Raw genomic sequence first — 23,404 nt, 5'->3', positions numbered from 1 at the left:
AAGTCTAAGGCCCTCGGTGGCATCTCAACGCCGGGGAGTGATGGTGGCACCAGGATCACGCCAAGAACGAGGATCGTTACGCTTCCAACGCTTTTCGAGAATCGCCGAGCTACGCAACTGGTAAGGAACTGAGGAGATAAGCACACCCGGCATAAAGTGTAGCCGGGCACGCGCGACGAGCGCCGTCTGGTTGTGCAGCAGATGTTCCCACCAGTGGCCAACGACGTACTCCGGAATAAAGACCTCGACCATGTCTCGCGGATTTTCGCTGCGGATACGGCGAATGTGATCGATTAACGGGTTGGTGATCTCGCGATATGGGGAAGCAATGATCCTGAGGGGGATGTCGATGTCCTCCTCGTCCCAGCGCTCCAGCAGGCGCTCCGTAGCGTCGGAGTCAACGTCGACGATGACAGCCTCCAAGAAAGTTGGGACAGTAGCCTTCGCGAACTGTATAGCCCTCATCGTCGGCTTGTTGAGGTCAGAAATCATGATCACCGCATGTACGCGCGAGGGCAAGGCGCGATCAGACGGGCTATTGAGCTCCAACTCGCGGGCCACCGAGTCGTAATGCTTCTTAATCGACGTCATGAGCACGTACACCACGGCCATCGCAATAAGCGCCAGATAAGCGCCATGAATGAACTTCGACGCCAAGATGATGATCAGAACGATACCGGTCCCGACCAAGCCAATGCCGTTAATGATCCTTGAGTGCTGCCAGCGGCGACGTTCCTTGGTCCCGGCCGAAGTATCGGTACGCAACAGGCGCGTCCAGTGGCGCATCATGCCGGTCTGGCTCACCGTGAAGGAGATAAAAACTCCAACTACGTAAAGCTGGATAAGCGCTGTCACGGAGGCGTTAAAGACCAGCACTAAAATGATGGCACCGGTGGCAAGGGTCAAGATGCCGTTGGAGTAGGCGAGACGGTCACCGCGGGCATGGAGACGACGCGGCAGGAAGCCGTCACGGGCGAGGATCGAGCCCAGCACCGGGAAACCGTTGAAGGCGGTGTTGGCAGCCAAGAACAAGATGATCATCGTACAGACGATCATGATGTAGAAGCCCGGTTTGAACGAGTCATAGAAGACGGTGCGCGCCAACTGACCAACAACCGTCACTTGCTCTTTAACAGCGTGTCCATGCGTATCGACGAGATGTGACTCCCCCGTCTCATCGAACATCTTGACACCGGTGACACTGGCCAAGACGAGAATGCCCATAAGCATCGAGACAGCAATCCCGCCAAGCATCGCCAACGTCGTGGCGGCGTTCTTTGACTTCGGTTCACGAAAAGACGGCACGCCGTTGGAGATCGCCTCGACCCCTGTCAATGCGGCACAGCCTGACGAGAAAGTACGCGCCATAAGAACGACGAAAGCAACACCGACCAAGCCGGTGTACTTCGGTGCACCGACGACGGTGAAATCTGCGGTTGGGGCGCGAAGATTGTCTCCTAGGACGAAGATCCTCGTGAGGCCCCACACCACCATGCAGATCACCGAGATCATGAAGGCATAGGTGGGGACAGCAAAGAATGTTCCTGATTCCCTCACGCCTCGTAAATTCATGGCGGTGAGAATGGCTATAACGACGGCCGCTGCAACACCTTCATGACCAGCGAGTCCGGGGATCATCGCCTCGGCGTTCTGGACACCCGACGACACCGAAACGGCCACTGTCAGCACATAATCGACGAGAAGCGCGCTGGCCACCACGAGCCCAAAACGTGGACTCAGGTTGGCTGTCGCAACCTCATAATCGCCACCGCCTGAGGGGTAAGCGTGCACTGTCTGGCGGTAGCTCATTACCACGATGAGCATGACCAAGGCGACGGCAATACCAATTTTCCACGAGAACGCGAACCCAGCAGTACCAGCCAAAGACAAGGTAATAAGGATCTCGTCGGGAGCGTATGCCACGCTCGAGAGCGCGTCGGAGGCGAACACGGGCAGCGCGATCCGCTTCGGAAGGAGAGTCTCGCCCAGCGCACTGCTCTCGAGTTTGCGCCCGATGAGCACCCTTTTGACGGCTTGGAAAACCTTCACGGCGGGCCACTCTACTTGCGTACGACATCATCGGCATGTCGCCACCACCATCCCATCCGGCAACCTCATCATCGTCAGGTCGACAAACGCCCGCAAACGAGACAGCTAGACCAGAACGCGGCACAATAGCACCGACAACTACGACACAGATGGGTGCCAGTGCCACCCATGAGGAGGGGTCACGTGCACATCATCATTATGGGGTGCGGCCGAGTTGGATCAAGCTTAGCCATCCTCTTGGAAAAGCGCGGGCACGACGTGTCAGTGATTGACATTGACGATAACTCGTTTCGCCGCTTAGGACCTGACTTTAAAGGGCGCACAGTCAAAGGCGTCGGATTCGACCGTTCTGTACTCGAAAAAGCTGGAATTCGAGAAGCTGATGGATTCGCCGCTGTTTCCAGTGGCGACAATTCCAACGTCCTGTCTGCCAGAGTGGTTCGCGAGGAATTCGGCATCGACAACGTCGTCGCCCGCATCTACGACCAGGGCCGGGCTGAAGTCTATGAGCGTCTTGGGATCCCCACGGTAGCTACCGTGCGGTGGGCTGCCGACCAAGTGTTGCGCAGTCTCATGCCGGAGGGATCTGAGCCGGCGTGGCGCGACCCATCCGGCCAGGTCCGTTTGATCCGTGTCAACACCCATACCGACTGGGTCGGGATGAAAATCTCCGCTATTCAGGAGCGCATCCACACCCCGCTGCCATTTTTATTGAGATTCGGTCAAGGCATGGTCCCCGACGGAGCCACCTTGCTGCAGGATGGCGACGTAGTCTATGCCGCAGTCGAGGTCGAGCGCATCACCGAAATCGAGGGCCTATTGGCCAAGCCGCCGGTCAAACGTTGATCGTCACGGACAACGCCGTTCACCCGAGGCAAGGAGAATCGTGAGAATCGTCATCGTTGGAGCCGGCAATGTCGGCCGATCCATTGCCCGTGAGCTCACCGCTCATGGACACCAAATCCTGCTTATCGACAAGAACCCGAAAGCTATGAAGCCCGACACCGTTCCCGAGGCGGAGTGGCTGTGCGCGGACGCATGTGAGCTGGCTACCTTGGAAGAGGCCCGCATTGACAACTGTGATATCGCTATTTCAGCCACGGGCGATGACAAGGTCAATCTAGTACACTCCCTGCTCGCGAAGACTGAGTTTGGGGTACCAAGGACAGTTGCCCGTGTCAATCACCCCGGGAACGAGTGGATGTTCGACCAGGTGTGGGGCGTCGATGTTGCCGTTTCAACCCCTCGGCTAATGGCTGCTTTAGTCGAGGAAGCCGTTACCGTCGGTGAATTGGTGCGCCTGTTTACCTTCCAGAAGGGACGCGCGAACCTTGTGGAGCTCACCCTGCCTGACAATTCACCCCGAGTCGGTGATCGTATTCGAGACATCTCGATGCCAGGAGACGCAGTTCTAGTCGCCATTATCCGCGATGGGCAAGGCCGAGCGCCCGAGCGTGAGGCCGCGTTGGAAGCTGGCGATGAGCTGCTCTTTATGATCTCGCCCAATTACGAGCCCGATCTGGTTGACCTGCTAGCGCCACGCTAACCATGACAAACCTCACGCCCAGTGGGAGTTGACTAGGCCGTGAGGCGAACGGAAATCGCAAGGCCCGCCGAAGCTACTTCTCAGTCGGGAAGAATTGTGTACCTGGGGTTGTATATAACCCGATGTCCATCAGCCTCGGTGATCATCCCCTCAACGTTCACGTGCCGACCAGCCCGCAGACCGGGAATGCGCCTGCGCCCCATCCAAATGAGAGTCACCGCACCGGTGCCATCCCTGAGCTCCGCTTCCAACCACCGATTACTCCCACGTGGGTTCAGGGTCAGCACCTCGATGCGGCCTTGGAGGGATGCGCGAGTACGCAATTTAGCCTCGGCAATCGTCGAAGCCCCAGCATCAAGACTAGAACGCTGCAGATCGTCATCAGCTAGGGCCTCATTGGACGCCGTCACACGGTGCAGCACTCGACGAAGCTTCGACTCACGATGAGCACGAGCATCGGTGCCTCGAACCATGATCAGGACTCCTCTGGACGCAACCCCTCAGGCACCCTCAAGGGGATAACGTCGCCAGGGACGCGCGGGCTGTCGTCACGATGCACCACAAGGTTGCAGAAGAACTCCAGCAGCAATTGCCCGGTAGCATCGAGCTTCTCGCCCAATGCCGACTCGCCCATAAGGACACCACGCAGCAACCAGCGCGGCCCTTGGGCCAACCAGGTGCGGGAGACGTGGTAGCCGTCCTCACCATCAGGGCCCTTCATCGGAACGATACGGCGCAGCTCAGCACCCATCGGGCCAGGACCGACGTTGGCCTCACCCCCCTGGGCTTCGGTTCCTCGCACCATCTCCTCATGGACCTCATCGATCATGAGGGTTGAAGCGGGAGCGGCAAACAGAGCAATCTCAATAGCCGAATTGCCCTGGACGACGAGCAGGCTCTGCACAGCACCCGAGGTCTGATCCAGCTGGATCTGCATCTGCATATTCTCAAATGGGGTAACGATGAGGGAGCCGAAGTCGATCCGCTCAACGTCGTCAGCGTCGAGATCAACCTCGTCAATATCGAAGGGGCCGTCTTCGCGATCGAGGTTGATTCGGTAGGCGGAGGTGTCTTCCTCCTCACTGGACTCATCCTCTTCGGGGGCCTCCTTGGCGTCGAGGTCGTCCGGAGCCTCCTCAGTAGTTTCGAAATCCTCGTCGATGACTTCATCCGTCTCGACGTCGTCGTTACGCTTCTTGCGACCGAACATTGTGTCCTTCCTCGACCGACACTGTGGTGTCAACGAATGCAGTCTATCCGTCAACCGGAGGCATAGCAGAAACGCCGGTGGAACCGTAGCCTCCTTGCCCGCGCTCAGTATCGTCGAGATCCTCGACCGGCTCAAAGATCGCCTCCGCTACCGGGACGACGACGAGTTGGGCGATCCTGGAACCAGCATCAAGATGTACTGGCTCCCGCGGATCGGTATTGACGAGCAGCACATTAATCTGCCCGCGGTACCCGGAATCGATCGTTCCAGGCGCATTGACGATCGATAGTCCGTGACGCGCGGCTAAGCCCGACCGGGGATTGACGAGCCCGACATAACCGTCAGGCAGGGCGACACGCACTCCCGTCTCAACCATCGCCCGTTCCCCAGGGGCTAGATCGACATCGTGGCGGCAGGTGAGGTCGGCCCCGGCATCGCCAGGCATGGCATATCGAGGCATCGCCTCGGGAACCGCCACAGTGGGCACAACGACATCAGCCATGGTTGTCCTCCATAGAGTTCCCAGACAAGTTCTCGGAGCTGGACGGGGATCCCGGCACCACAATGTACTCACCGACAATGGCCGCCAGCTTGCCAGGACGACGTGTACTCACGATCCACGCCTGATGAGGATCAGCAGGGTCGGCAAGCCTCAAAACGAGCCCAGATCTAATCCACGGCCGAGTCACCAAAAACGACCCCACCTGATGGCTGGACCGCATCACCGAGTTCATGGTCTGGGCATCCATACCCCGCACCCGATCGACCCAATGCCACTCAATCCAGGAACGCCCAACGCCAAATCCTTCTTCAGTGACCACAATCCGCACGCTTCCAGCCTTGATGAAAGCCGCGACGACTACCACCACAACGATGACAGCCACGATGCCCCCGGTAGCCAGGCTCGTCCATGCTCCAATTGCGACGATGAGCGAAAGCGCCACCGCAGCCCCAATAAGCCACCACGACAACGGCGCCCAGAGCCTCTCGGAGTAGACCACTGATCCTGAAGGGAAATTCACCATCACAGCCTAATCGACGGACCGTCACGCCATATGATGACAACATGATCCCAGAAAAGATCCTATGGAAGGTTTACGCCGGCGCCCTTGGCGCGGTCACCACCATTGTGAGTCAGAAGGTCGTCGAAGGCGTGTGGAAATATGTCACTGGCGACGAGGAGACCCCTCAACCCGACGACCCCGAGATCTCGACGACGAAGGCACTTTCGTGGGCGCTCGCTAGCGGCATCGGCATTGCCGGATCTCAACTGCTCATGCACCGCTTCGTCAATAAACGTTGGATGAAGTTCAGCGCTGTCAACCCCATCACAGGCAAGAATCTCAATGCCGAAGACGACGACTGATCGTCTCCCGTGACAACAGCAACGGACCCCCGCCACTCTGGGCGGGGGTCCGTTCGTTCTCCTAGGAGATCAAACGCAGTCGACGCAGTAAAACTGGCCGTCGCGCTCCTCAGCTAGCTGAGAACGTCCCTTGACGAGAAAGCACGACGCACAGGTAAATTCGCCGGACTGACGAGGAAGGACACGAACCGTCAACTCCTCATGGGAAAGGTCAGCACCGGGCAGCTCGAAAGTCTCAGCGGCCTCGACCTCGTCCTCGTCGACCTTTCCAGAGTTCTTATCGTTGCGCTGGTTCTTGAGCTCCTCGATGGAGTCCTCACTGACCTCCTCATCAGTCTTACGCGGAGCGTCATAATCGGTAGCCATGGTCACCTTCCAGTAAGGACTCGAGACGTCGACAACTCGCTTGCTGCGAGCTGCGACCGCACAACATTCGCCCCCTTGTGTATCACACCTGTCAAGTCAGCAGACAGCGCGCAATGACATCTGAGCGGTAGCATCACGCCCGAAGGCAGTAAGTTGGTGACTCACACAGCCAAACCCCGGCCATCAAGGTCGGGAGGGAAGGTGGACGATGGACAGCGCTCTGAGCCCCCGCGAGATTCAATCGCGGATCCGTTCTGGGGCCACTGTCGAGGAAGTGGCCGTTGAGGCGGGCGTCGGCGTCGATCAGGTGGAACCATTCGCGGTGCCGGTCCTTGCTGAGTTGGACCACATCATCGAGGTTGCCATGACGTGCCCGGTTCGCCGCGCCGGCGCACCTGGATCGCACCGCACGTTAGGTACCGTGATCTCGCGAGTCGCCAAGGCCAACTCGATCCCTGAGGCGACAATCTCCTGGCGATCCTGGCGCCATGAGGACCGTACCTGGGCCCTTGAGGCGCGATGGCCTGCCTCCACGGAGGGCGCTCCCCACTCTGCGACCTTCCGGTTCGATCTCAAAGGACGCCACACCTCCCCCGAGGATGCCGGTGCGCGGTGGCTCGTCAACGATCGCTCCCCCGCGCCTGCCGAACCCTTACCTGAAGGGGCTTCAGACCCTGACCAGGAACCAACCCTCGATCTCAACGACGAGCTGGCGATCGTGCGGGCCGTCAGTAACCGTCAAAGCCAGACCGCTGATCCTGAGGCGGTCGCCGGAATGACGAAGCACGACGGGGTCTACGACTTCGACACCTCATCCCCAGCTGACACCGACATGCTCTACGAGATGCTTGCCGGGTTTCAAGAGGACTCGGTCAACATCTATGAAGGTCTCGCCACCCCAGTCCTTGACGCTGCGTCTCATCCGGAGGTGAATCAGGATCCTGAGCCAGCTACGCCCCAGGCTCCCCAGCCAGCCGGGGCTCCGCATGCCATCGAGACATCCCAACCAGATCAGGCTGGGGGGAAAAGCGAGGCCCAGCCACCCCATGACGACACCTCCGCGCAGGATACTGCGGCGTCGAAGCTACGCACATCGACGAAGAAGACCTCGACTTCGACTTCTCGCTCACAAGCGTCAGCTCAAGCTGCCGATGAGACTCCCCAGCAGGACGCCCTCGTCGAGGAGGGTAGCCGCCCCCGCAAGAAGCGCAAACCGCGTAAATCGAAGCGGGCGTCGATCCCTTCTTGGGATGAGATCATGTTCGGCGGCCCCACCCCGCATACCTGATATACCACCCACCGCGGGAAAATCCTTGACCGCACGCGAACCCTGGGGCCACGCTCGTCAGGACCTGGAGCCATCAAAAGGTAGGGTCTGCTCCGACAAGGTCGCCCTGGAAATTTCCCCGGTAATCCCTTGACGGTGGTGACGGCGGCATAGCACCTCATAATGGATCTCTGATCCACCACCGATGTCTCCGACGCCGACCTGGTCACCCTCACGCACCAACTTCCCATCCACGATGCGGGCATTATGGGTGGCAGGACGGCCGCACCAGCACAACGGCGAGACCGGGGGCTCAACGACGCGGTCGGCCAACTCAACGAGACGTTTTGATCCGGGAAATAGCTCTGTCCGAAAATCGGCCAGGATTCCGAAGCAGTAGACGTCGATGTCGAGGTCATCGACGACTCGAGCCAGCTGGTCGATCTGCTTAGTTCGGTAGAACTGGGCCTCGTCGCAAATGAGGTAATCAATTCGTCCTCCGCGACTCAGCCGCGAGACGATGTCCTGGTAGAGGTCCAGGGAGTCAGTGACCTCGACAGCTTCGACACTCAAACCAATCCGCGAGGTGATCCGAGCTCCACCAGAGCGGTCGTGCATCGCGTATCGCACCCCTTGGCGGTCGTGAGCGGACTGCGCATGGTCCATCTGCAGTGCGAGGGTGGACTTGCCAGAGTCCATCGGACCGGTGTGGAAAACAAGCTCAGCCATCCTCATCCTTCACAGATCTGGGCCAGCAATGGGATCCGCATTTCACACGGAGTGAGCGATCCGTGCATGCCCACGAGGGTGAGTTCCTTGGGGGTAGCGCGGCTCATGATGGCCCAATCACCACGAGTAATCGCTAGTACGTCACCGAAACGGGAACGGGTAGACACGTCAACTGGTCCAAACAGGTCAGCCGCAACAGCATCGTCGCCAATGACAACCTGAGCACGATCCCCGAGTACGCGTCGCCATCGTTGCGCGACCTCATCGGGACGACGAGTGTAAATGTGGCGGAACCGAGGCTCACCAGCCAACAAGGCAACGTCAGCGAGCAGTCCACCCTCGTCCTCCACCATGACGCGGTGGTCGTCGGGGATGTCAACCATGCCGTGATCAGCAGTGACGACCAGGGCGGTTCCAGGATCGAGCTCATCGAGAAGAGCACCAACGAGCTCGTCAACCCACATGAGGCGCGATCTCCATGCTGCCGACTGCCATCCTTCACCATGCCCAACGTGGTCAAGCGAACGCTCGTACACGTACGTCAGTGAAGCGTCACCCGAACGCGAGGCTTTAAGGGTTTTGTACACACGCTCATCGACATCGTCTTCGTCGCGGATGGGAATGAATCGCGGCCCACGTAGACTCGCGCGCGTCAACCCCGATCGCTGGAAGCGTGCTGGGCCGATGCTGCTCACCGTCACCCCAGCAGCAACTAGTGACTCAAACGCCGTAGGGTGCGGTTGGATGACCTCGGGATCATCCCCATTGACCCAGCTCAAGGCGTTCATGACGCGACCAGAGGGTGCGCGGAAGGTGTAACCAACAACGCCATGGCATCCGGGGACCGCGCCGGTACCGATACAGCTCAGCGAAGTAGCCGTCGTCGAGGGCACATAACAAGTCAGGTCGTGGCAGTTCTTCATCTCCGACAGAGTTGGGGCAAGATGGCGAAAATGCTCGAGGTTCTCCTGGCCCATTCCATCAACCAGCAGGAATACGTACCGTGTCGCATCAGGCAGCCCCAGGCCGGCCGGTCCCCCGCCCGTTAACGCCTGACCCATCGCGGGCACCAAATCAGAAAGGGTCCCGGGACCGGGCGGCATGAGATCAGCAGCAAGCAGGGAACTCATCGGGCTGCTCCAGTGACGGCCTGCATCCGCGTCGCGAATCCCATGAGACGCTCGACTTGATCGGCACCGTCGGCAGCCGGACTCATCCTGATGACGATGTCATCTCCACTGAATGTACCGGTATAACCATGGTTTGCGGTGCACATCGGGTCCCCGCACGTGGCTGGCTCGAGTTCAAGTCGTGAGACTGCCCCCCACGTCATCTGGAGCCAGGCTTCAACCGTGGTCGACGCAGGATCTGTACCGAATCGGTCAGGGTGCTGCACGACCCGTGTCAATACCACCGAACTCACGTGAGATAGCGGGATGGACTCGCTCGAGGTGACGGCTTGCAACTGGCCTCCCTCTGCGCGCTCGTCGGTGTGGCCAATCAGCATACGGGTAGCAGTACGCAGGATCAGGGTGAGATGACGATGAACCTCGTCGTTGTCGAAGGTCGCCTCTAGGTGCAGCAGATGGTCGAGAACTTCGTCCCCCGCCAAAGAGGTCTCAGCGAGGTCAATAACCAGCTCTGGGAAAAATCCGCAAGATTGGATCTCGGCTGCTAATGCAGCCGGCAGAGGGACTCGGGCTTGATCGGCAGACTGACTCACCGGCCCATCGTCCCACGATGAAGCCTGATCCAGTAATCTCCAAGACATGTCGAACCGGCCGTTCATCGGAGCCCGAGTCGAGGATGCCGTCCATAAGCGCCTCAACACGACACTGCGCAGACGAGGCTGGGTGCCGTGCGTCATCGGTTACCGCAGTTATGGATCGGCCACCCATCTGCGTGTACTCGGACGAGTCATCCTGACCAGTCCGCCCGGGCGGAACCCGGAGCAGAAACGTCAGCCAGATCGGTCTCCGCTAACTCGACGAAATCTGTTGTCCATCGAGTTATTGTCCCAACGTGGTTGGCGCAACTTCCTCGGCCTGCCTGCCCCAGGCGCAGAGGTCGTCGTCGACGTCAACGGTGAGAAAATCACAGTACGAGCAGACCGTGCCGGATACGTCGACGTGCGCATCAAAAATCACGGTTTACAACCAGGCTGGCATGAAGTCACCTTGTCAACCAGCGGTGATACCACGACGGCAAAGGTTCTCGTGGTGTCCCGGAACACTCGATTCGGAATCATCTCTGACATTGACGATACTGTCATCTCTACTTCCCTACCCCGGTCTCTCATCGCGGCTTGGAACTCCTTCGTGCTCACCGAGCAGGCCCGCAAATCCATTCCCGGCATGGCACGGATGTACCAGAAACTCCTGGAACGACATCCCGACGCCCCGGTGGTCTATGTGTCGACTGGCGCGTGGAATACCTACCCATTTTTGGTAAGGTTTCTGGCCCGCCACGGGTATCCGCAAGGGCCTTTGTTGCTGACCGACTGGGGCCCGACGAACACCGGATGGTTCCGTTCTGGGGTAGACCACAAGCGCACTGCTCTGCGCGAGTTGGCTCGTGACTTCCCTGACATTGAATGGGTCCTCGTCGGTGATGACGGACAGCACGACATCCGGATTTACTCCGAGTTTGACGAGCTTCAGCCGGGCCATACCCGAGCCATCGCCATCCGTGAACTCTCGACGACCCAGCAGGTGCTTGCCCATGGCACAACGACCGTGCTGGAGGATCGTCATCGAGTGCAGTGGACCCCTGAATCTGCGCCGCTGGTGCGCGCTCCCGACGGTGATCAGCTCGCCCCGCTCCTTGACAAGGTGCTCAACCACGAGGATCCCCCTCAGCCCTGATATGCAGATTTCGCGCCAATCAACCAAAATAGGTCGTTAGCGCGTGCTGCTTGGGAGGTAACGATGACTAAAAAGACGGTGGATGACGACTTCACCGAGAACATTATCGACGTCGACGTCTCCCGCGAGATGGAGAACAGCTTCCTGGAGTACGCATACTCCGTCATCTACTCCCGCGCCCTGCCTGACGCCCGGGACGGCCTCAAGCCCGTACAGCGCCGCATCCTTTACACCATGGGAGACATGGGAGTTCGCCCTGACCGTCCCCATGTGAAGTCAGCGCGAGTCGTCGGACAGGTCATGGGTCAGCTGCACCCCCACGGCGACGCTGCCATCTACGACGCCCTGGTACGCACCGCTCAGCCATGGGCGATGAGGCTCCCCCTCGTCGACGGTCACGGTAACTTCGGATCCCTTGACGCCGGCCCCGCTGCCATGCGTTACACCGAGTGTCGGATGGCACCGCCAGCTCTTACCATGATCGATGGGCTCGACGAAGACACCGTTGACTTCGAACCTAACTACGACGGCAAAGAGACCGAGCCCTCAGTGTTGCCGGCCGCCTTCCCGAACCTGCTCGTCAACGGGGCTTCGGGTATCGCAGTGGGTATGGCAACCAACATCCCACCACATAACCTCGTCGAGGTTGTGGCAGCTCTCCGTCATATGCTCGATCATCCAAACGCCGACCTTGACGAGATCATGAGGTTCGTGCCCGGACCGGATCTGCCGACCGGTGGACGAATCATCGGTCTTGATGGCATCGCCGACGCCTACTGCACCGGCCGTGGCTCCTTCAAGATCCGTGCTACCGCCCGCATCGAGAAGGTTTCTCCACGACGCCGCGGCATCGTCGTCACCGAGCTGCCGTACATGGTCGGACCAGAGCGAATCATCGACCAAATTAAGACCCTGGTACAGTCCAAAAAGATCACCGGTATCGCCGACGTCAAGGACCTCACCGACCTGACCAACGGCACCCGTCTGGTCATTGAGGTCAAGAACGGCATCAACCCTGAAGCCCTGCTGGAGCGGCTCTACAAACTTACCAAGCTGGAGGATTCCTTCGCCATCAATGCGGTAAGTCTGGTGGAGGGACAACCCCGCACCTTAGGCCTGCTAGAAATGTTGCAGGTCTACCTCGACCACCGTCTCGACGTCACCCTGCGACGCACGAAGTTCCAACTCAACAAGGCCCAGGACAGGCTGCACCTCGTCGAGGGTCTGCTATTGGCCATCGTCGACATCGACGACGTCATCGCGATCATCCGCTCCTCCGAAGACGCCGCAGCAGCCCGTACCCGCCTCATGGGAACCTTCGACCTCGACGAGGTGCAGGCCAACTACATCCTGGACATGCAGCTGCGCCGCCTGACCAAGTTCTCCACTATCGAACTGGAATCTGAGCGTGACGAACTGCGCGAACGCATCGAAGGGCTAACGCTCATCGTCAATGATAAGGCCGAGTTGCGTCGCGTGGTGTCCGGAGAATTGGTCGAAGTGTCGTCCAAATACGGCACTCCGCGTCGCACTGTGCTGTTAGGAGCCGCGCCATCGGTCGCAGCAGCATCAGCCCCCCTCGAGGTGCCAGACGACCCGTGTTGGGTACTGCTGTCGGCAACTGGCTTGCTGGCCCGTATCGATACCGCCGACGGCCTTCCCAGTGACGGGGACAGGGCCACTCACGATGTCATCATCTCTAGCGCTCGCACCACCGCCCGTGGTGATTTCGGCATCATTACTAGTGCCGGTCGTCTCGTGCGTGTCCATGCTGTCGAACTCGCAAGCCTGCCGATAACCGCAACTGCGCCGTCAGTAGCCGGTGGCACCCCGCTAGCCGACCTTGTCGGTTTGGAGAAGGGCGAGCGAGCTCTAGCCGTGACAAGCCTGTCAGGAGCGGGCCCTTCCTTGGCTCTTGGTACCCGAAACGGCATCGTCAAGAGGGTCAACCCGGAACTACTCGGCAAGGAGTCTTGGGAGGTTATCGGTCTTAAGAACGGTGACGAGGTCGTCGGTGCCGTCGAAATGGGCGACGAGGACCTCGAACTGTGCTTCGTCACCCAGGGCGCCGCCCTGCTTCACTTCCCTGCATCCGCAGTGCGCCCGCAGGGACGCTCAGGTGGCGGTGTGGCCGGTATCAAGGCCAAGGATCCAGTGATTTTCTTTGGCGCTGCCCCCCGACGCGGATCCTCGGTGGTAACGGTGGCCGCATCTTCCCCCGCCGCCGCAGGTAAGGAACCCGGCTCGATCAAACTCACCCCCTTCGACCAGTACCCGCCCAAGGGACGAGCCACCGGTGGTATGAGGTGTCAGCGATTCCTCAAGGGAGAGACGGCCCTGGTGTTCGCTTGGATCGGCCCCGATCCGGCCGTGGCCTGTGCCGCGTCCGGGGTGCCCATCGAACTGCCAGCACCTAATATGCGTCGAGACGGCTCCGGTGATCAGGGACGTCAACCGATTCTGGCCGTCGGGAGTCGTCGTCACGGGTCTAACAAGGGTAATCCGGTATCCGACGGATCGAACGATGCATTGGATTCCGGTGACCCGTTATCGACTAATGAGAAGCAGATCGATTCCCAACCCGAACTGTTCAGCTGACCGATAGCGAGCGGGTTCTGGCCCGCTTGGCTTAGGCAATGCTCGCTATGCCGAATCCTTTGACCCAGCAGACCCGCCCGGACTGGCTGCTAGAGGAGTCTGATCCCATCTGTTCGGCATCAACCGGGTCGTCGTCGAAATATAACGTCACTACGCACGTCAATCGGGTTGCTGAGGGCTAATTCGTATGAGTCTTGCCGCGGATCTCAGCAGTGCTGACCGGAATCGTGGCCGCCAACCCCGCCAATAGCACGAGGACGATGCCCATGATTCCCCAGTACTGGTTGTTGTCACCACCGGTGATGGCATGGCCCACCGTGACAAAGAGGCCAAATAGTGCCGGTGCCAGGAACGAGACGGCTTTGCCAGTGGTCGCGTAGAGACCGAAGACCTCTCCCTGGTACCCGGGCGGGCAGATCTGAGTGAGGAGGCTCCGCGACGCGGACTGAGCCGGTCCGACGAAACCACACATGATGAGGCCGAGCACCCAAAACACCATGGCAGAACCAGCGTGGCCGATGAAAACACCCATACCGCACGCTGACAACACGATCAGTGAAAAAATGATGAGTCGCTTCGGACCGATGCGATCATCCAGGCGCCCCAGCAAGATTGTGGAAATTCCGGCGATAAGGTTGGCCACAATACCGAAGATGAGTACACCTGACGCACTGAATCCAAAGGTTTGACGAGCGAGTGGCCCACCGAATTGGAAAACGCCGTTGAGCCCGTCGCGGAACAAGGCGGAAGCGATAAGGAAAATGATCGTGTTACGGCTGACGTGCCAAATCCTCACCACGCTGCGCCACAGCTCGGCGTAGGAATGCCCGAGGGCCCGCAGACCATGCGGCCGGGGTTCAGACGATTCGATCGGCCGTGGATTATCGCGCAGGACACAAAAGGTGGGTAAGGTCAGCGCCAGGATCCATACCGCACAAAACAGCATCGCCACGCGGATGTTCATGCCTTCGTGGTTGGTTACTCCAAACCAACCCACTTTTGGTTTGATCCAGGCGATGTAGATGACGAGTAAGGCAATAATCCCACCCAGATAGCCCATACCCCATCCGAGACCGGAAATCCGTCCGACTTTGCCAGACTCTGCAACGTCATCAAGCATGCCGTTGTATAGGGAGCTCCCGACGTCCGAGATGACCGTCCCAATGCCCAACAGCACCAATCCGAAGACGAGATAGGACGGATGAGGCTTGACGAAAAAGAGCAATCCCGACATCACCGCGAGAGTCCAGGTAAGCCATTTCAGGGCAGTCACCTGCCGGCCTCGTCGACCTGCCCATTGCCCCACGACAGGTGCCAGCAAGGCAATGGTCAGGCCCGCCAAAGTCATGGTCCATGACAGCGCAGTGACAGTGCGGTCTTTGGACCCGAAGGCGTCGCCGACAAGATAGACGGCAAAGACGAAGGTGGTGATGACCGAAGCGAAGGGCTGGGTTCCTGGATCCCACATGGCCCAGGCGAAGACGCGTTTGCGTTGATCGGCCGGCACGTCGGTGTGGCTCATGGCTGTTGAGTCTACCGGTGCCTAACGAACCACGATCGCGCCTCGTCGAACCTCATCCCAGCACAATGGGGGCCCAGAAAGCTCCCAGTAGGACCGTCACCGCAATCGAGACGGTACCAGGAAGGACGAAGGGGTGGTTAAGGACGATACGTCCGACTCGCGTCGATCCGGTGTCGTCCATCTCCATAGCTGCAACCGTCGTGGGGTAGTTCGGCAGCAGGTAGTAGTTGGCCACAGCCGGGTAGCAAGCCAGCATCACCATCGGAGACAGACCGATCTTGGCCACCACCGGCATGAAGGCGACGGTCGTCGCAGCGTGGGAGAACATCAGTGGTGCAGCCAAGTACAGGATCACCGAAAGGAACCACGGGGCCGAATGCAGGATCGAGGCCCCCGCGTGGGTCAGGACATCCATATAGTTATTGACGAACATATTTCCCAGCCACGCCAGTCCCAGAATGCAGATCGCGGCAGACATTCCGGCCCGGAACGTCGTCTGGGTGGTGAGCTGCTTGACGTCCTCACGTGACATCATGCAGATGATCATCGCCGTCGTCAGCATAATGAGCATGATCGCCGCCGATGACGTCATAGGCGGTTTGGTGAGCACACCGACCTCTTCCGATGAGACAGTGGCGTAACCAACGACCACAACAAGAGCGACGAGGAAGGCAACAAGGCTGGGAATGGCAGTCCGTTTTGGCCTCCACCCAGTGTCGGCGACAGCAGCGTTGTGGCTCACCAGTCCCTTAGCCTCGCGTTCCTGATAGATCGGATCATCGATGAGATCCTTGCCCTGACGCGATGCCACGACGGCACCGACGGCACATCCGATGAAGGTGGTAGGGATCGTCACCGCGAGGATCTCAAGGTAACCCACTCCCAACGGCTCTAGAACTCCAACCAAGGCCAAGGTCGCCGCTGAGATCGGCGAGGATGCGACCGCGACTTGGGATGCCACAACGGCTATGGAAAGCGGCCTCGACGGCCGGATCTTATGTTCCTTAGCCACCTCCACGATAACGGGCAGCACTGAATAGGCGGTATGTCCAGTACCACACAGCAAGGAAAGCAGGAAGGTCGTCAGCGGCGCGAGGTAGTTGATCTGGTTGGGATGCTTGCGCAGCATGACCTCAGCCAGATGCACAAGATAGTCCATCCCGCCCGCGAGCTGGAGGGCAGCGATGGCGCAGATGACGGTCATGATAATGCCGATAACCGTCCAAGGGATGTCCTCAGCCACCTTCGTGTGAAGACCAGTGGCCACAAGGACGATACATCCCGCCCCTCCCGCGAGTCCGACGCCCACCCCACCGAGGCGCGAGCCGATGATGATAAAGATGATGGCCACGGCCAGGTGGAACCAGATCACCGTTGCAGCCCCCTTGCCGACGATCCCCCGTTAACGTTGCACGTGTCGTTGCGTCCGTCACCGGATCGTCGTATTCGACCCACCATGCCAGCTCCCCTGTTCCATATCTATCTATTTAGGGCCACAACATCACTCGTCATGGACCTCGAAAGAACCTTAGCGGAACACATTCCGTCACTAAGACGGCCTGCTGTAACTTGTCATACACACCTCACAGCGAGAACGATTGTGCATATAACGAACCCGTCGCCCCTAGGCCAACACTTAGACAGCGAGGAGCATGCGCCTCGCTAGACCTCGCGTCCCCGCGAGGCCACTGACGCGCAGGGACGCGAACGAGCCCTCTTAAGCGTCGATCTGTTCAGCATCGAGACGGTAAGCCCCCTCGACGATGAACTGTTTACGCGGGGCTACCTCATTGCCCATAAGGATCTCAAAGGTGCCCTCGGCCTCCGCGGCGTCGTCGACGGTGATGCGACGCAGAGTGCGATGGCGCGGGTCCATCGTCGTCTCCTTGAGTTGGGAAGCGTCCATCTCACCGAGACCTTTGTACCGCTGCGGTTCCTTGAACCGCACCCCTTTCTTCGCCAGTTGGGCGGCGGTGCGCTGGTACTCGGCATCGGTATAGGTGTATAGGTACTTGTCCATCCCCCGTTTAGGGTTGATGAGTTCGAATCGGTGCAACGGTGGTACCGCCGAGAACACCCGGCCAGCCTCCACCATTGGGCGCATATAACGGAAGAACAGGGTGGCCAGCAAGCAACGAATATGGGCACCATCGGAGTCGGCGTCGGCCATGAAGATGACCTTGCCATAACGGGCCTGGTCGAGGTCGAAGGTCTTGCCCGACCCGGCACCAACGACCTGGATGATCGAGGCGCACTCGGCGTTCTTGAGCATGGCACCGAGATCAGCCTTCTGCACATTGAGAATCTTGCCGCGTATCGGAAGCAAAGCCTGGTGCTCGGAGTTACGAGCCACGTTGGCCGTTCCGAGGGCGGAATCACCCTCGACGATGAACAGCTCGGTAACGTCCGGATCGGAAGATCGACAGTCCTTGAGCTTGGGCGGCAGGTGAGAGGATTCCAGAGCATTCTTACGACGCTGGTTCTCCTTGTGTGCCCGGGCAGCCACACGGGTCCGCGAAGCATTAACGACCTTCTCCATAAGGGCGCGTGCTACTGGTTTGTCAGCCGCCTTGGCCGAAGTGAGGAAGGCAGTCATCTTGTCCTCAACAATGCGCGCCACAAGGCGTCGAACCGGCGGAGTACCCAGCACCTCCTTGGTCTGACCCTCAAACTGGGGCTCTGCCAGGCTCACCGTCACCACGGCCGTCATCCCCTCAAGGACGTCATCCTTAACGATCTCTTCTGAGGACTTGAGGATGCGTGTCCCCTCTAGACCGGCACTGAAGGCTCGTAACAGACCCTGTTCGAACCCCTGAACGTGGGTGCCCCCCTTAGGAGTAGCGATGATGTTGACGAAGGAACGCACCGTAGTGTCGTAACCGGTCCCCCATCGCAGGGCGATGTCGACCCCGAGGTCCCGATCGACGTCGGTAGGCGTCATACCACCGTTCTCGTCAAGCATGGGGACGGTCTCGGTGAAGGAAGTCTCCCCCTGCAATCTCATGACATTGTTGACAGGCTGGTCAGTGGCGAGATACTCAGCGAACTCAGAGATGCCGCCATCGAAACGCATCGTTTCTGAGACCGTCTCCAGCACATCGCCAGTCTCAGGATCAGTCTGAATACCCCTCTCGTCAGTAATGACGATCTCCAAGCCGGGGACGAGGAAAGCCGTCTGACGAGCACGGTCAGCAAGTTTGGACCATGACAGCTTGGCATCAGGAAGGAAGATCTGACGATCGGGCCAGTACCGAACGCGAGTACCGGTCACACCACGCTTGGCCTTGCCTACTTTGCGCACCCCCGATCCAGGAGTAAAGGGGGCATCGGGGCCCTCCCCCTCAAAGACCCCAGGAACGCCACGGCGAAAGCTCATCCCCCACACCGTGGACTTGCGATCCACCTCCACATCCAAGCGCACTGAGACGGCATTGACGACCGAAGCACCGACGCCATGCAGCCCACCTGAGACGTTATAAGCCCCACCGCCGAATTTCCCGCCCGCATGCAGTTTGGTGTAAACCACTTCGAGGCCGCTGAGTCCGGTGCGCGGCTCGACGTCAACCGGGATGCCACGACCCTCGTCAGTAACGAGGATCGACCCGGCCTTCTCCAAAGTGACGGTGATGCGGCGTCCATACCCAGCAAGCGCCTCATCAACACCGTTGTCGAAGATTTCCCATAGACAGTGCATGAGACCGCGGGTATCCGTCGACCCGATGTACATGGCCGGACGCTTGCGTACCGCCTCGAGCCCCTCCAACACCAATAAATTCTTGGCGCCGTACTCCCGGCTAGTCGACGCCGTGCGCACGGTATCGCCCTTACCACGTGGCGTTTCCGAGCTGTTGGCTGATGAGGTCGAGATGTTGTCCATGGTCACGGTGGCAGCTTATCGACAGCCGACGACACGGAATCCCGGCACCGTGTTCGCCCCCAGCCATCCATCTTTCGATACGTATGAGAACATTCCGACGATAGCGTAGGTTGTCTAGTAGGTGATCCGATGATTCAGATGGAGGAGGTTGTCATGAGCACCACGATGATCGAACACCAAGCCCTCACCACTGCGGACCGTTGTGATCGTTGCGGCGCACAAGCCTATGTGCGCATCACGCTGCGCAACGGTGGCGAGCTCCTTTTCTGCGCGCACCATGCCCGAGCCCACGAAGACAAGCTCAAGCAAGTCGCCCTGCATATTCAGGATGACACCACCAAGCTCTCGTCCCATGTGTGAGGACCATCGTCGGCTGAGGCAGCGCTAGACCTATGTGCTGGCATGCCGACGAGCCACGGGAGCTACCCATCCATCATCACTGCGACTCGATGATGTCCTCGCGGATCAGCCGCTGCAGCTCTACCCCGCCGAGGGAATCGTCAACGGCACCGTCGGCCGCGTCGACGTGGAACCCATGGCGTTGGTAGAACGAAATGGCGCGAGCATTATCGGCAAAGACCCACACATAGGCCGACCGGTTCCCGATACAAGCATCGAGGAGGTTGTCTGACGCTCCGCAGTTTCGCGCCTCTGGCAGTACATGGAGGGTCGCGATCTCCCACGGTGTGGGAGCATCAGAACTTGTAGAGACCCGGGCCATGGCAACCCCGACAGTCCTCATATCGAGGCGATCAACAAGGATCTTGAAGATCGCACCATCATCCATAAAGTGGTTCCACTGCTCAATGGTGGTGTGGACGATACCGGGGCCAGTGACCTCGGTAAGGACGTCATTAGGGATCACCCCCTGGCCGATCTCTCGGACGCACACGGCCTGAACAGCCGCGGCTTCAGGCAGGTCCTCGTGACAGGCATCTCTGACGACGAAACGACCGGGAGCGGTGGCCGGTTCGTGCGCCGGTCTTGACGACGTGTCGACATTGACTGAAGTATCCATAACCTGATCCTACCGGCCCGAAGCCTCACAGAGGCCCGGTTCGCGACGGTCGATGGGGGGTGGTACCGAACCCGGTACCACCCCCCATTCTCATCCCCGCAGCAATGCGGGAATACACCTCACACGAAGAACCGCGTCACCAGGTCCTTCGAGTAGTGGCACACCTCGTCGAAATTACCGAAACTCATAATTTCTCCGGCGTAGAAGGTGTTGCGACGACCCTGCATTCCCTCGACCTTCTCGTACCACCCGGCCTTGTAGTCCTCCGAGCTAACGTGCGGGAAGTAGTACCAGGTCTGCTCCTCGATGATCTTCTCGACCGGATGACCGAAGGTCTCCATGTCGTCGAGGACCATCTGGCGGCACTCCTCCTGAGTCTTGTCCGCGTAGTCCGGATGGTTACGTAGCAGGTAGGTCGTGATGATCTGGTGCGGATCATCAGCCCAGCGGTGGTAGTAAACCATGACGTGCCCGAGACGTTCGGGCCTCATGTTGTCGGGGACGTACCCGGAGATGGTCGGGTACTCCTTCACCAGGCAGGCATCCACCATGTACTGCTGGTGGATGATCTTCGAGAAGTACTCCCGCTCGTCATCGTCCGCGTCGGAGTAGTCGAGGAACTTTTCCAGCGGGACGGTGAGGACGAGGACGTCGGACTCGCGATCCCAGTCCGTGGTGTGGATGTGGACCTTGCCGTCCTCGCGGGTGATGCGAGTGATGTCAACGTTGCGTTCGGCCGGGTGCTCCAGGGTGGCGTTGAGGTGCTCGAACATCGCCTGGGTGCCGTCGGCCCACGTCCACAGATCTCCCTTGGCAAAGGACATCATGGTGACGAAGTCGAGGTACTTCAGCACGTAGGCGGCCGGGACGTTGTCGAAGTGCCCGTAGCCGAAGGCCGTGAAGGGGTTGATCCACAGGTCTCGGGCGGCCTCGCACCCGTTGAGGGCGAGGAACTCGTCGAAGGGCAGCATGAGGTCCTCGTGAACCTTGTTGTAGTGGCCGTTGGCGTCATATCCCTGGTACTTCGTCGCGAGCAACTGGCCCAGCTTCTGCACTGCTGCCATGACCTGCGGACCACGCACTGGATCCTTTTCCGGGACGTAGATCTCGCCGTCCTCGTGCAGGAACTCGCGACGCAGTTTCGGCCCGTCGACCTTGTCGCCAGTGCGATCCATGATCTCCTGGATGGTGTCGTAACTGGGGACGCCCATGATGGCCCCCATCTCATAACGACGGCCGTGGTAGTTCGGTGAGTGGCACTTGCCTCCGACGTGGTCGGTGCGTTCCAGGATCGTGTAGTCGTGAAATCCGGCCTGTTCGAGGTACATTCCGGCAGCCAGCCCGGCCGGGCCAGCGCCGATGATGGCGATACGTGAATCCTTCGAGATGGACATCGTTCTTCCTTGTCGATGTAGTGGTGAATAAGTTCGGCGATGAATGGGGTCGGTAATGGTCTAGGTCGCGAAACATCTCAGCGGGCAGTTCGCCGACCACGTGCCATCTCATCGAGATGTGCTGCCAGCTCCTTGGCACGCCGCTCGGCCTCGGCATCATTGGCGGCCGGGGTGTCCTCGGTCCACCCGTTACGGGCATTGTTGCCTTCGATGTCGGCGTGGTACTCCTCCCCCGGGGCAGGCGGCCAGTTGGGATCCTCGGTGAAGGAGGCCCGTTCGCTGGCCACTCGAGGGAAGTCGCGGGACCAGCGGATCTCCGGGTACGGAACGCGGTACTGCAGGTCGTCGTCAGTGCCGTAGGACTTGCCCATGAACCGCTGATAGGCGCGCAGGAACGATGTTCTTGCGAGCAGTTCCGACGGCAGCCTTCTCCAGCCCTTGGAACATCCGACGGTTCACCATGCCGCCGCCGTCCATCATGACCAGATCCATGAGGAAGACCGAGATCGGACTGGACTCCTCGGAGGCCGAGATGTTCCACCGGGAGTAGATGCGCGTCCGGTTGCCACTGTCGAGGGGTTCCAGGGCGATGACCCAACTCCAGCGGTTCCACGGCATTCCAGGCGGTAGCAGGAAACTTGCGCCCGGTGTCCTGGTGCCGTCACGGGTGTCAGCGAACCACACCAGATACTTGCCGGGGACCATGTCGGCGACCTCGGCACCGAAACCGGCGTAACTCCAACAGAACATGTCACCGGGCTTGTAGTAGTCCGGGGCCTGCCAAGCCTGTTCCACCATGAAGGTGTTGTCGACCGACAGTCCGAACATCTTCTCGAAGAAGGTGAAGGAGTAGAAGCCGGCGGTCGTGGTGTTGAGCTGGTAGACGTGCTTCCAGACCTCGTCGCAGGGGGCGTCGAGATCCTCCACATGGGTGAGGCGCTTGAAGCGCGGCGAACCTTCCGGGACGAGGTCGTCACCAGGAAGGGTCATCTTGTACTGCTCGGGAGTTCCGTTAACCTGGCTGGAATAGAACTTCGTCGCCCCTTTAAGAAATCCGTAAGCACCGAGGGCAGCGGCCACCGGCGCTGTGGCAAGGGCGGCAGCCTTGCACTTTCGTGGTGTTATGGACATGGCACTCCTTCGTGACTCACGGCCCGGGACCGGGTCGTCATCCCCTGAGCCGGTCCCACTACGTCGTCGTGGCGCATCGACACAAGAAATAAATAAATTTAATTTATCCTAGCTTGTCGCGAGCAAGAACCAAGGGGATTCAGCGAATCCAGCACTCCAGGACGTAGGCCGGATCCTCGTCGCGGTAATCGTCGAGATGACCATCGGGAGAGAATCCGTTACGGCGGTAGAATGCCTTGGCCTGGGTGTTGTCGGGATAGACCATGACATAGGCCCGGGAATCGCCGATGACGGTATTCATGAGGGCCTGGCCGAGCCCGGTGCCGTACAGACGAGAACGGACGTAGAGACTTTCCAGTTCCAGCGGAGTAGGTTCGTCAAGGTGCACCCCGGCCCAGGCGAATCCGAAGACCTAGAGAAGGCCATCAACGACTGACTCGGTGTCGACAGCCAGCCAAACATACTCG

Annotated in this window: 24 protein-coding genes and 1 pseudogene; 8 read left to right on the top strand and 17 right to left on the bottom strand. The window is 59.5% G+C overall.

The features are described 5' to 3' along the window. Positions 1–24: 24 nt before the first annotated feature. Positions 25–2,049 carry an APC family permease gene (locus CPA42_RS05665; RefSeq protein WP_002515643.1) on the bottom strand — a complete coding sequence of 675 codons (2,025 nt, stop codon included), beginning with the start codon at positions 2,047–2,049 and terminating at the stop codon, positions 25–27. 168 nt (positions 2,050–2,217) lie between these two features. On the opposite strand from CPA42_RS05665, the gene CPA42_RS05660 reads away from it, so the two are divergent. Next, positions 2,218–2,895, top strand: coding sequence for a potassium channel family protein (locus tag CPA42_RS05660; RefSeq protein WP_002518994.1), 678 nt, complete (start codon positions 2,218–2,220; stop codon positions 2,893–2,895). Positions 2,896–2,935: 40 nt separating this feature from the next. Then, a complete protein-coding gene (locus CPA42_RS05655; RefSeq protein ID WP_002515588.1) occupies positions 2,936–3,595 on the top strand; it encodes a potassium channel family protein in 660 nt (219 codons plus the stop codon). A gap of 80 nt (positions 3,596–3,675) precedes the next feature. Here the strand turns inward: CPA42_RS05655 and CPA42_RS05650 are convergent, their stop codons facing one another. Genes CPA42_RS05650 through CPA42_RS05635 form a run of 4 tightly spaced genes read right to left on the bottom strand, consistent with a single transcriptional unit; the run spans position 3,676 to position 5,830 of the window. Beyond that, positions 3,676–4,068, bottom strand: coding sequence for an OB-fold nucleic acid binding domain-containing protein (locus tag CPA42_RS05650; RefSeq protein WP_002515558.1), 393 nt, complete (start codon positions 4,066–4,068; stop codon positions 3,676–3,678). 2 nt (positions 4,069–4,070) lie between these two features. Next, positions 4,071–4,805 carry a DUF3710 domain-containing protein gene (locus tag CPA42_RS05645; protein ID WP_002515495.1) on the bottom strand — a complete coding sequence of 245 codons (735 nt, stop codon included), beginning with the start codon at positions 4,803–4,805 and terminating at the stop codon, positions 4,071–4,073. A gap of 43 nt (positions 4,806–4,848) precedes the next feature. Further along, entirely contained in the window at positions 4,849–5,307 is a 459-nt protein-coding gene (gene dut, locus CPA42_RS05640) for a dUTP diphosphatase (protein WP_002515489.1), read from the bottom strand. Continuing rightward, complete coding sequence (locus CPA42_RS05635) at positions 5,300–5,830, bottom strand: DUF3093 domain-containing protein (protein WP_002518995.1); 531 nt, start codon at positions 5,828–5,830, stop codon at positions 5,300–5,302. Before CPA42_RS05635 ends, dut begins: the two co-directional genes overlap by 8 nt. 41 nt (positions 5,831–5,871) lie before the next feature. On the opposite strand from CPA42_RS05635, the gene CPA42_RS05630 reads away from it, so the two are divergent. After that, positions 5,872–6,171 (top strand): DUF4235 domain-containing protein, encoded by a 300-nt coding sequence (locus tag CPA42_RS05630; protein ID WP_002515515.1) that lies wholly within the window; start codon positions 5,872–5,874, stop codon positions 6,169–6,171. Positions 6,172–6,240: 69 nt separating this feature from the next. On the opposite strand, the gene CPA42_RS05625 is transcribed toward CPA42_RS05630, so the two are convergent. Then, entirely contained in the window at positions 6,241–6,537 is a 297-nt protein-coding gene (locus CPA42_RS05625; RefSeq protein ID WP_002515578.1) for a DUF4193 domain-containing protein, read from the bottom strand. A 208-nt stretch (positions 6,538–6,745) separates the two neighbouring features. On the opposite strand from CPA42_RS05625, the gene sepH reads away from it, so the two are divergent. Then, positions 6,746–7,825, top strand: coding sequence for a septation protein SepH (gene sepH / locus CPA42_RS05620; RefSeq protein WP_002515686.1), 1,080 nt, complete (start codon positions 6,746–6,748; stop codon positions 7,823–7,825). 57 nt (positions 7,826–7,882) lie between these two features. Here the strand turns inward: sepH and CPA42_RS05615 are convergent, their stop codons facing one another. From CPA42_RS05615 to CPA42_RS05605, 3 genes are read right to left on the bottom strand one after another with little or no spacing between them, the layout of a single operon-like run. Next, the gene (locus CPA42_RS05615; RefSeq protein ID WP_002518996.1) at positions 7,883–8,539 is read right to left on the bottom strand and encodes a thymidine kinase; all 657 of its coding nucleotides are present in this window, start codon (positions 8,537–8,539) and stop codon (positions 7,883–7,885) included. Continuing rightward, on the bottom strand, positions 8,536–9,663 hold the full coding sequence (locus CPA42_RS05610; protein WP_002515631.1) for an alkaline phosphatase family protein: 1,128 nt from the start codon (positions 9,661–9,663) through the stop codon (positions 8,536–8,538). Before CPA42_RS05610 ends, CPA42_RS05615 begins: the two co-directional genes overlap by 4 nt. After that, positions 9,660–10,322, bottom strand: coding sequence for a DUF5998 family protein (locus tag CPA42_RS05605; RefSeq protein ID WP_002518997.1), 663 nt, complete (start codon positions 10,320–10,322; stop codon positions 9,660–9,662). Before CPA42_RS05605 ends, CPA42_RS05610 begins: the two co-directional genes overlap by 4 nt. Here CPA42_RS05605 and CPA42_RS05600 point away from each other — a divergent pair. From CPA42_RS05600 to CPA42_RS13380, 3 genes are all read left to right on the top strand, one after another. Then, on the top strand, positions 10,303–11,397 hold the full coding sequence (locus CPA42_RS05600; protein WP_002515502.1) for an App1 family protein: 1,095 nt from the start codon (positions 10,303–10,305) through the stop codon (positions 11,395–11,397). The genes CPA42_RS05605 and CPA42_RS05600 overlap by 20 nt on opposite strands. 63 nt (positions 11,398–11,460) lie before the next feature. After that, positions 11,461–13,995, top strand: a complete 2,535-nt coding sequence (locus tag CPA42_RS05595; protein WP_002515470.1) for a DNA gyrase/topoisomerase IV subunit A — start codon at positions 11,461–11,463, stop codon at positions 13,993–13,995. Positions 13,996–14,042: 47 nt separating this feature from the next. Beyond that, positions 14,043–14,177, top strand: a complete 135-nt coding sequence (locus tag CPA42_RS13380) for a hypothetical protein (RefSeq protein WP_002515441.1) — start codon at positions 14,043–14,045, stop codon at positions 14,175–14,177. On the opposite strand, the gene CPA42_RS05590 is transcribed toward CPA42_RS13380, so the two are convergent. From CPA42_RS05590 to CPA42_RS05580, 3 genes are all read right to left on the bottom strand, one after another. Further along, positions 14,174–15,517, bottom strand: coding sequence for an MFS transporter (locus tag CPA42_RS05590; protein ID WP_002515437.1), 1,344 nt, complete (start codon positions 15,515–15,517; stop codon positions 14,174–14,176). The genes CPA42_RS13380 and CPA42_RS05590 overlap by 4 nt on opposite strands. Positions 15,518–15,569: 52 nt before the next feature. Next, positions 15,570–16,889, bottom strand: coding sequence for an anaerobic C4-dicarboxylate transporter family protein (locus CPA42_RS05585; RefSeq protein ID WP_002513675.1), 1,320 nt, complete (start codon positions 16,887–16,889; stop codon positions 15,570–15,572). Positions 16,890–17,234: 345 nt separating this feature from the next. Next, the gene (locus CPA42_RS05580) at positions 17,235–19,394 is read right to left on the bottom strand and encodes a DNA gyrase/topoisomerase IV subunit B (protein ID WP_002518999.1); all 2,160 of its coding nucleotides are present in this window, start codon (positions 19,392–19,394) and stop codon (positions 17,235–17,237) included. A 129-nt stretch (positions 19,395–19,523) separates the two neighbouring features. On the opposite strand from CPA42_RS05580, the gene CPA42_RS05575 reads away from it, so the two are divergent. Beyond that, positions 19,524–19,754, top strand: a complete 231-nt coding sequence (locus CPA42_RS05575) for a DUF7455 domain-containing protein (RefSeq protein ID WP_002515496.1) — start codon at positions 19,524–19,526, stop codon at positions 19,752–19,754. Positions 19,755–19,830: 76 nt separating this feature from the next. Here the strand turns inward: CPA42_RS05575 and CPA42_RS05570 are convergent, their stop codons facing one another. The 5 genes and pseudogenes from CPA42_RS05570 to CPA42_RS05550 form a co-directional block, all read right to left on the bottom strand. Continuing rightward, positions 19,831–20,412, bottom strand: coding sequence for a GNAT family N-acetyltransferase (locus tag CPA42_RS05570; RefSeq protein WP_002515622.1), 582 nt, complete (start codon positions 20,410–20,412; stop codon positions 19,831–19,833). Positions 20,413–20,531: 119 nt separating this feature from the next. Continuing rightward, positions 20,532–21,806 (bottom strand): FAD-dependent oxidoreductase, encoded by a 1,275-nt coding sequence (locus tag CPA42_RS05565; protein WP_002515564.1) that lies wholly within the window; start codon positions 21,804–21,806, stop codon positions 20,532–20,534. Between the two features lie 77 nt (positions 21,807–21,883). Beyond that, positions 21,884–22,177, bottom strand: a complete 294-nt coding sequence (locus CPA42_RS05560; RefSeq protein WP_002515516.1) for a hypothetical protein — start codon at positions 22,175–22,177, stop codon at positions 21,884–21,886. After that, positions 22,155–22,937: a hypothetical protein gene (locus CPA42_RS05555; protein WP_002515451.1), complete on the bottom strand. Its 783-nt coding sequence runs from the start codon at positions 22,935–22,937 to the stop codon at positions 22,155–22,157. Before CPA42_RS05555 ends, CPA42_RS05560 begins: the two co-directional genes overlap by 23 nt. 139 nt (positions 22,938–23,076) lie before the next feature. Further along, a pseudogene (locus tag CPA42_RS05550) lies at positions 23,077–23,331 on the bottom strand (GNAT family N-acetyltransferase); the annotation flags it as partial. Between the last annotated feature and the right edge of the window lie 73 nt (positions 23,332–23,404).

It is taken from the genome of Cutibacterium acnes, from assembly GCF_003030305.1.
Classification (GTDB): Bacteria; Actinomycetota; Actinomycetes; order Propionibacteriales; family Propionibacteriaceae; genus Cutibacterium; species Cutibacterium acnes.
This window is presented reverse-complemented; position numbering and strand designations above follow the sequence as displayed.

Excerpts from the sequence above, each read along its gene's own strand:
- CPA42_RS05630 (WP_002515515.1), top strand. The coding sequence starts at position 5,872 with ATGATCCCAGAAAAGATCCTATGGAAGGTTTACGCCGGCGCCCTTGGC.
- CPA42_RS05610 (WP_002515631.1), bottom strand. The coding sequence starts at position 9,663 with ATGAGTTCCCTGCTTGCTGCTGATCTCATGCCGCCCGGTCCCGGGACC.
- CPA42_RS05590 (WP_002515437.1), bottom strand. The coding sequence starts at position 15,517 with ATGAGCCACACCGACGTGCCGGCCGATCAACGCAAACGCGTCTTCGCC.
- CPA42_RS05635 (WP_002518995.1), bottom strand. The coding sequence starts at position 5,830 with ATGGTGAATTTCCCTTCAGGATCAGTGGTCTACTCCGAGAGGCTCTGG.
- sepH (WP_002515686.1), top strand. The coding sequence starts at position 6,746 with ATGGACAGCGCTCTGAGCCCCCGCGAGATTCAATCGCGGATCCGTTCT.
- CPA42_RS05605 (WP_002518997.1), bottom strand. The coding sequence starts at position 10,322 with ATGAACGGCCGGTTCGACATGTCTTGGAGATTACTGGATCAGGCTTCA.
- CPA42_RS05565 (WP_002515564.1), bottom strand. The coding sequence starts at position 21,806 with ATGTCCATCTCGAAGGATTCACGTATCGCCATCATCGGCGCTGGCCCG.
- CPA42_RS05600 (WP_002515502.1), top strand. The coding sequence starts at position 10,303 with ATGTCGAACCGGCCGTTCATCGGAGCCCGAGTCGAGGATGCCGTCCAT.
- CPA42_RS05560 (WP_002515516.1), bottom strand. The coding sequence starts at position 22,177 with ATGGGCAAGTCCTACGGCACTGACGACGACCTGCAGTACCGCGTTCCG.
- CPA42_RS05615 (WP_002518996.1), bottom strand. The coding sequence starts at position 8,539 with ATGAGGATGGCTGAGCTTGTTTTCCACACCGGTCCGATGGACTCTGGC.
- CPA42_RS05570 (WP_002515622.1), bottom strand. The coding sequence starts at position 20,412 with ATGGATACTTCAGTCAATGTCGACACGTCGTCAAGACCGGCGCACGAA.
- CPA42_RS05580 (WP_002518999.1), bottom strand. The coding sequence starts at position 19,394 with ATGGACAACATCTCGACCTCATCAGCCAACAGCTCGGAAACGCCACGT.
- CPA42_RS05625 (WP_002515578.1), bottom strand. The coding sequence starts at position 6,537 with ATGGCTACCGATTATGACGCTCCGCGTAAGACTGATGAGGAGGTCAGT.
- dut (WP_002515489.1), bottom strand. The coding sequence starts at position 5,307 with ATGGCTGATGTCGTTGTGCCCACTGTGGCGGTTCCCGAGGCGATGCCT.
- CPA42_RS05555 (WP_002515451.1), bottom strand. The coding sequence starts at position 22,937 with ATGTCCATAACACCACGAAAGTGCAAGGCTGCCGCCCTTGCCACAGCG.
- CPA42_RS05660 (WP_002518994.1), top strand. The coding sequence starts at position 2,218 with ATGAGGAGGGGTCACGTGCACATCATCATTATGGGGTGCGGCCGAGTT.
- CPA42_RS05645 (WP_002515495.1), bottom strand. The coding sequence starts at position 4,805 with ATGTTCGGTCGCAAGAAGCGTAACGACGACGTCGAGACGGATGAAGTC.
- CPA42_RS13380 (WP_002515441.1), top strand. The coding sequence starts at position 14,043 with ATGCCGAATCCTTTGACCCAGCAGACCCGCCCGGACTGGCTGCTAGAG.
- CPA42_RS05595 (WP_002515470.1), top strand. The coding sequence starts at position 11,461 with ATGACTAAAAAGACGGTGGATGACGACTTCACCGAGAACATTATCGAC.
- CPA42_RS05650 (WP_002515558.1), bottom strand. The coding sequence starts at position 4,068 with ATGGTTCGAGGCACCGATGCTCGTGCTCATCGTGAGTCGAAGCTTCGT.
- CPA42_RS05575 (WP_002515496.1), top strand. The coding sequence starts at position 19,524 with ATGATTCAGATGGAGGAGGTTGTCATGAGCACCACGATGATCGAACAC.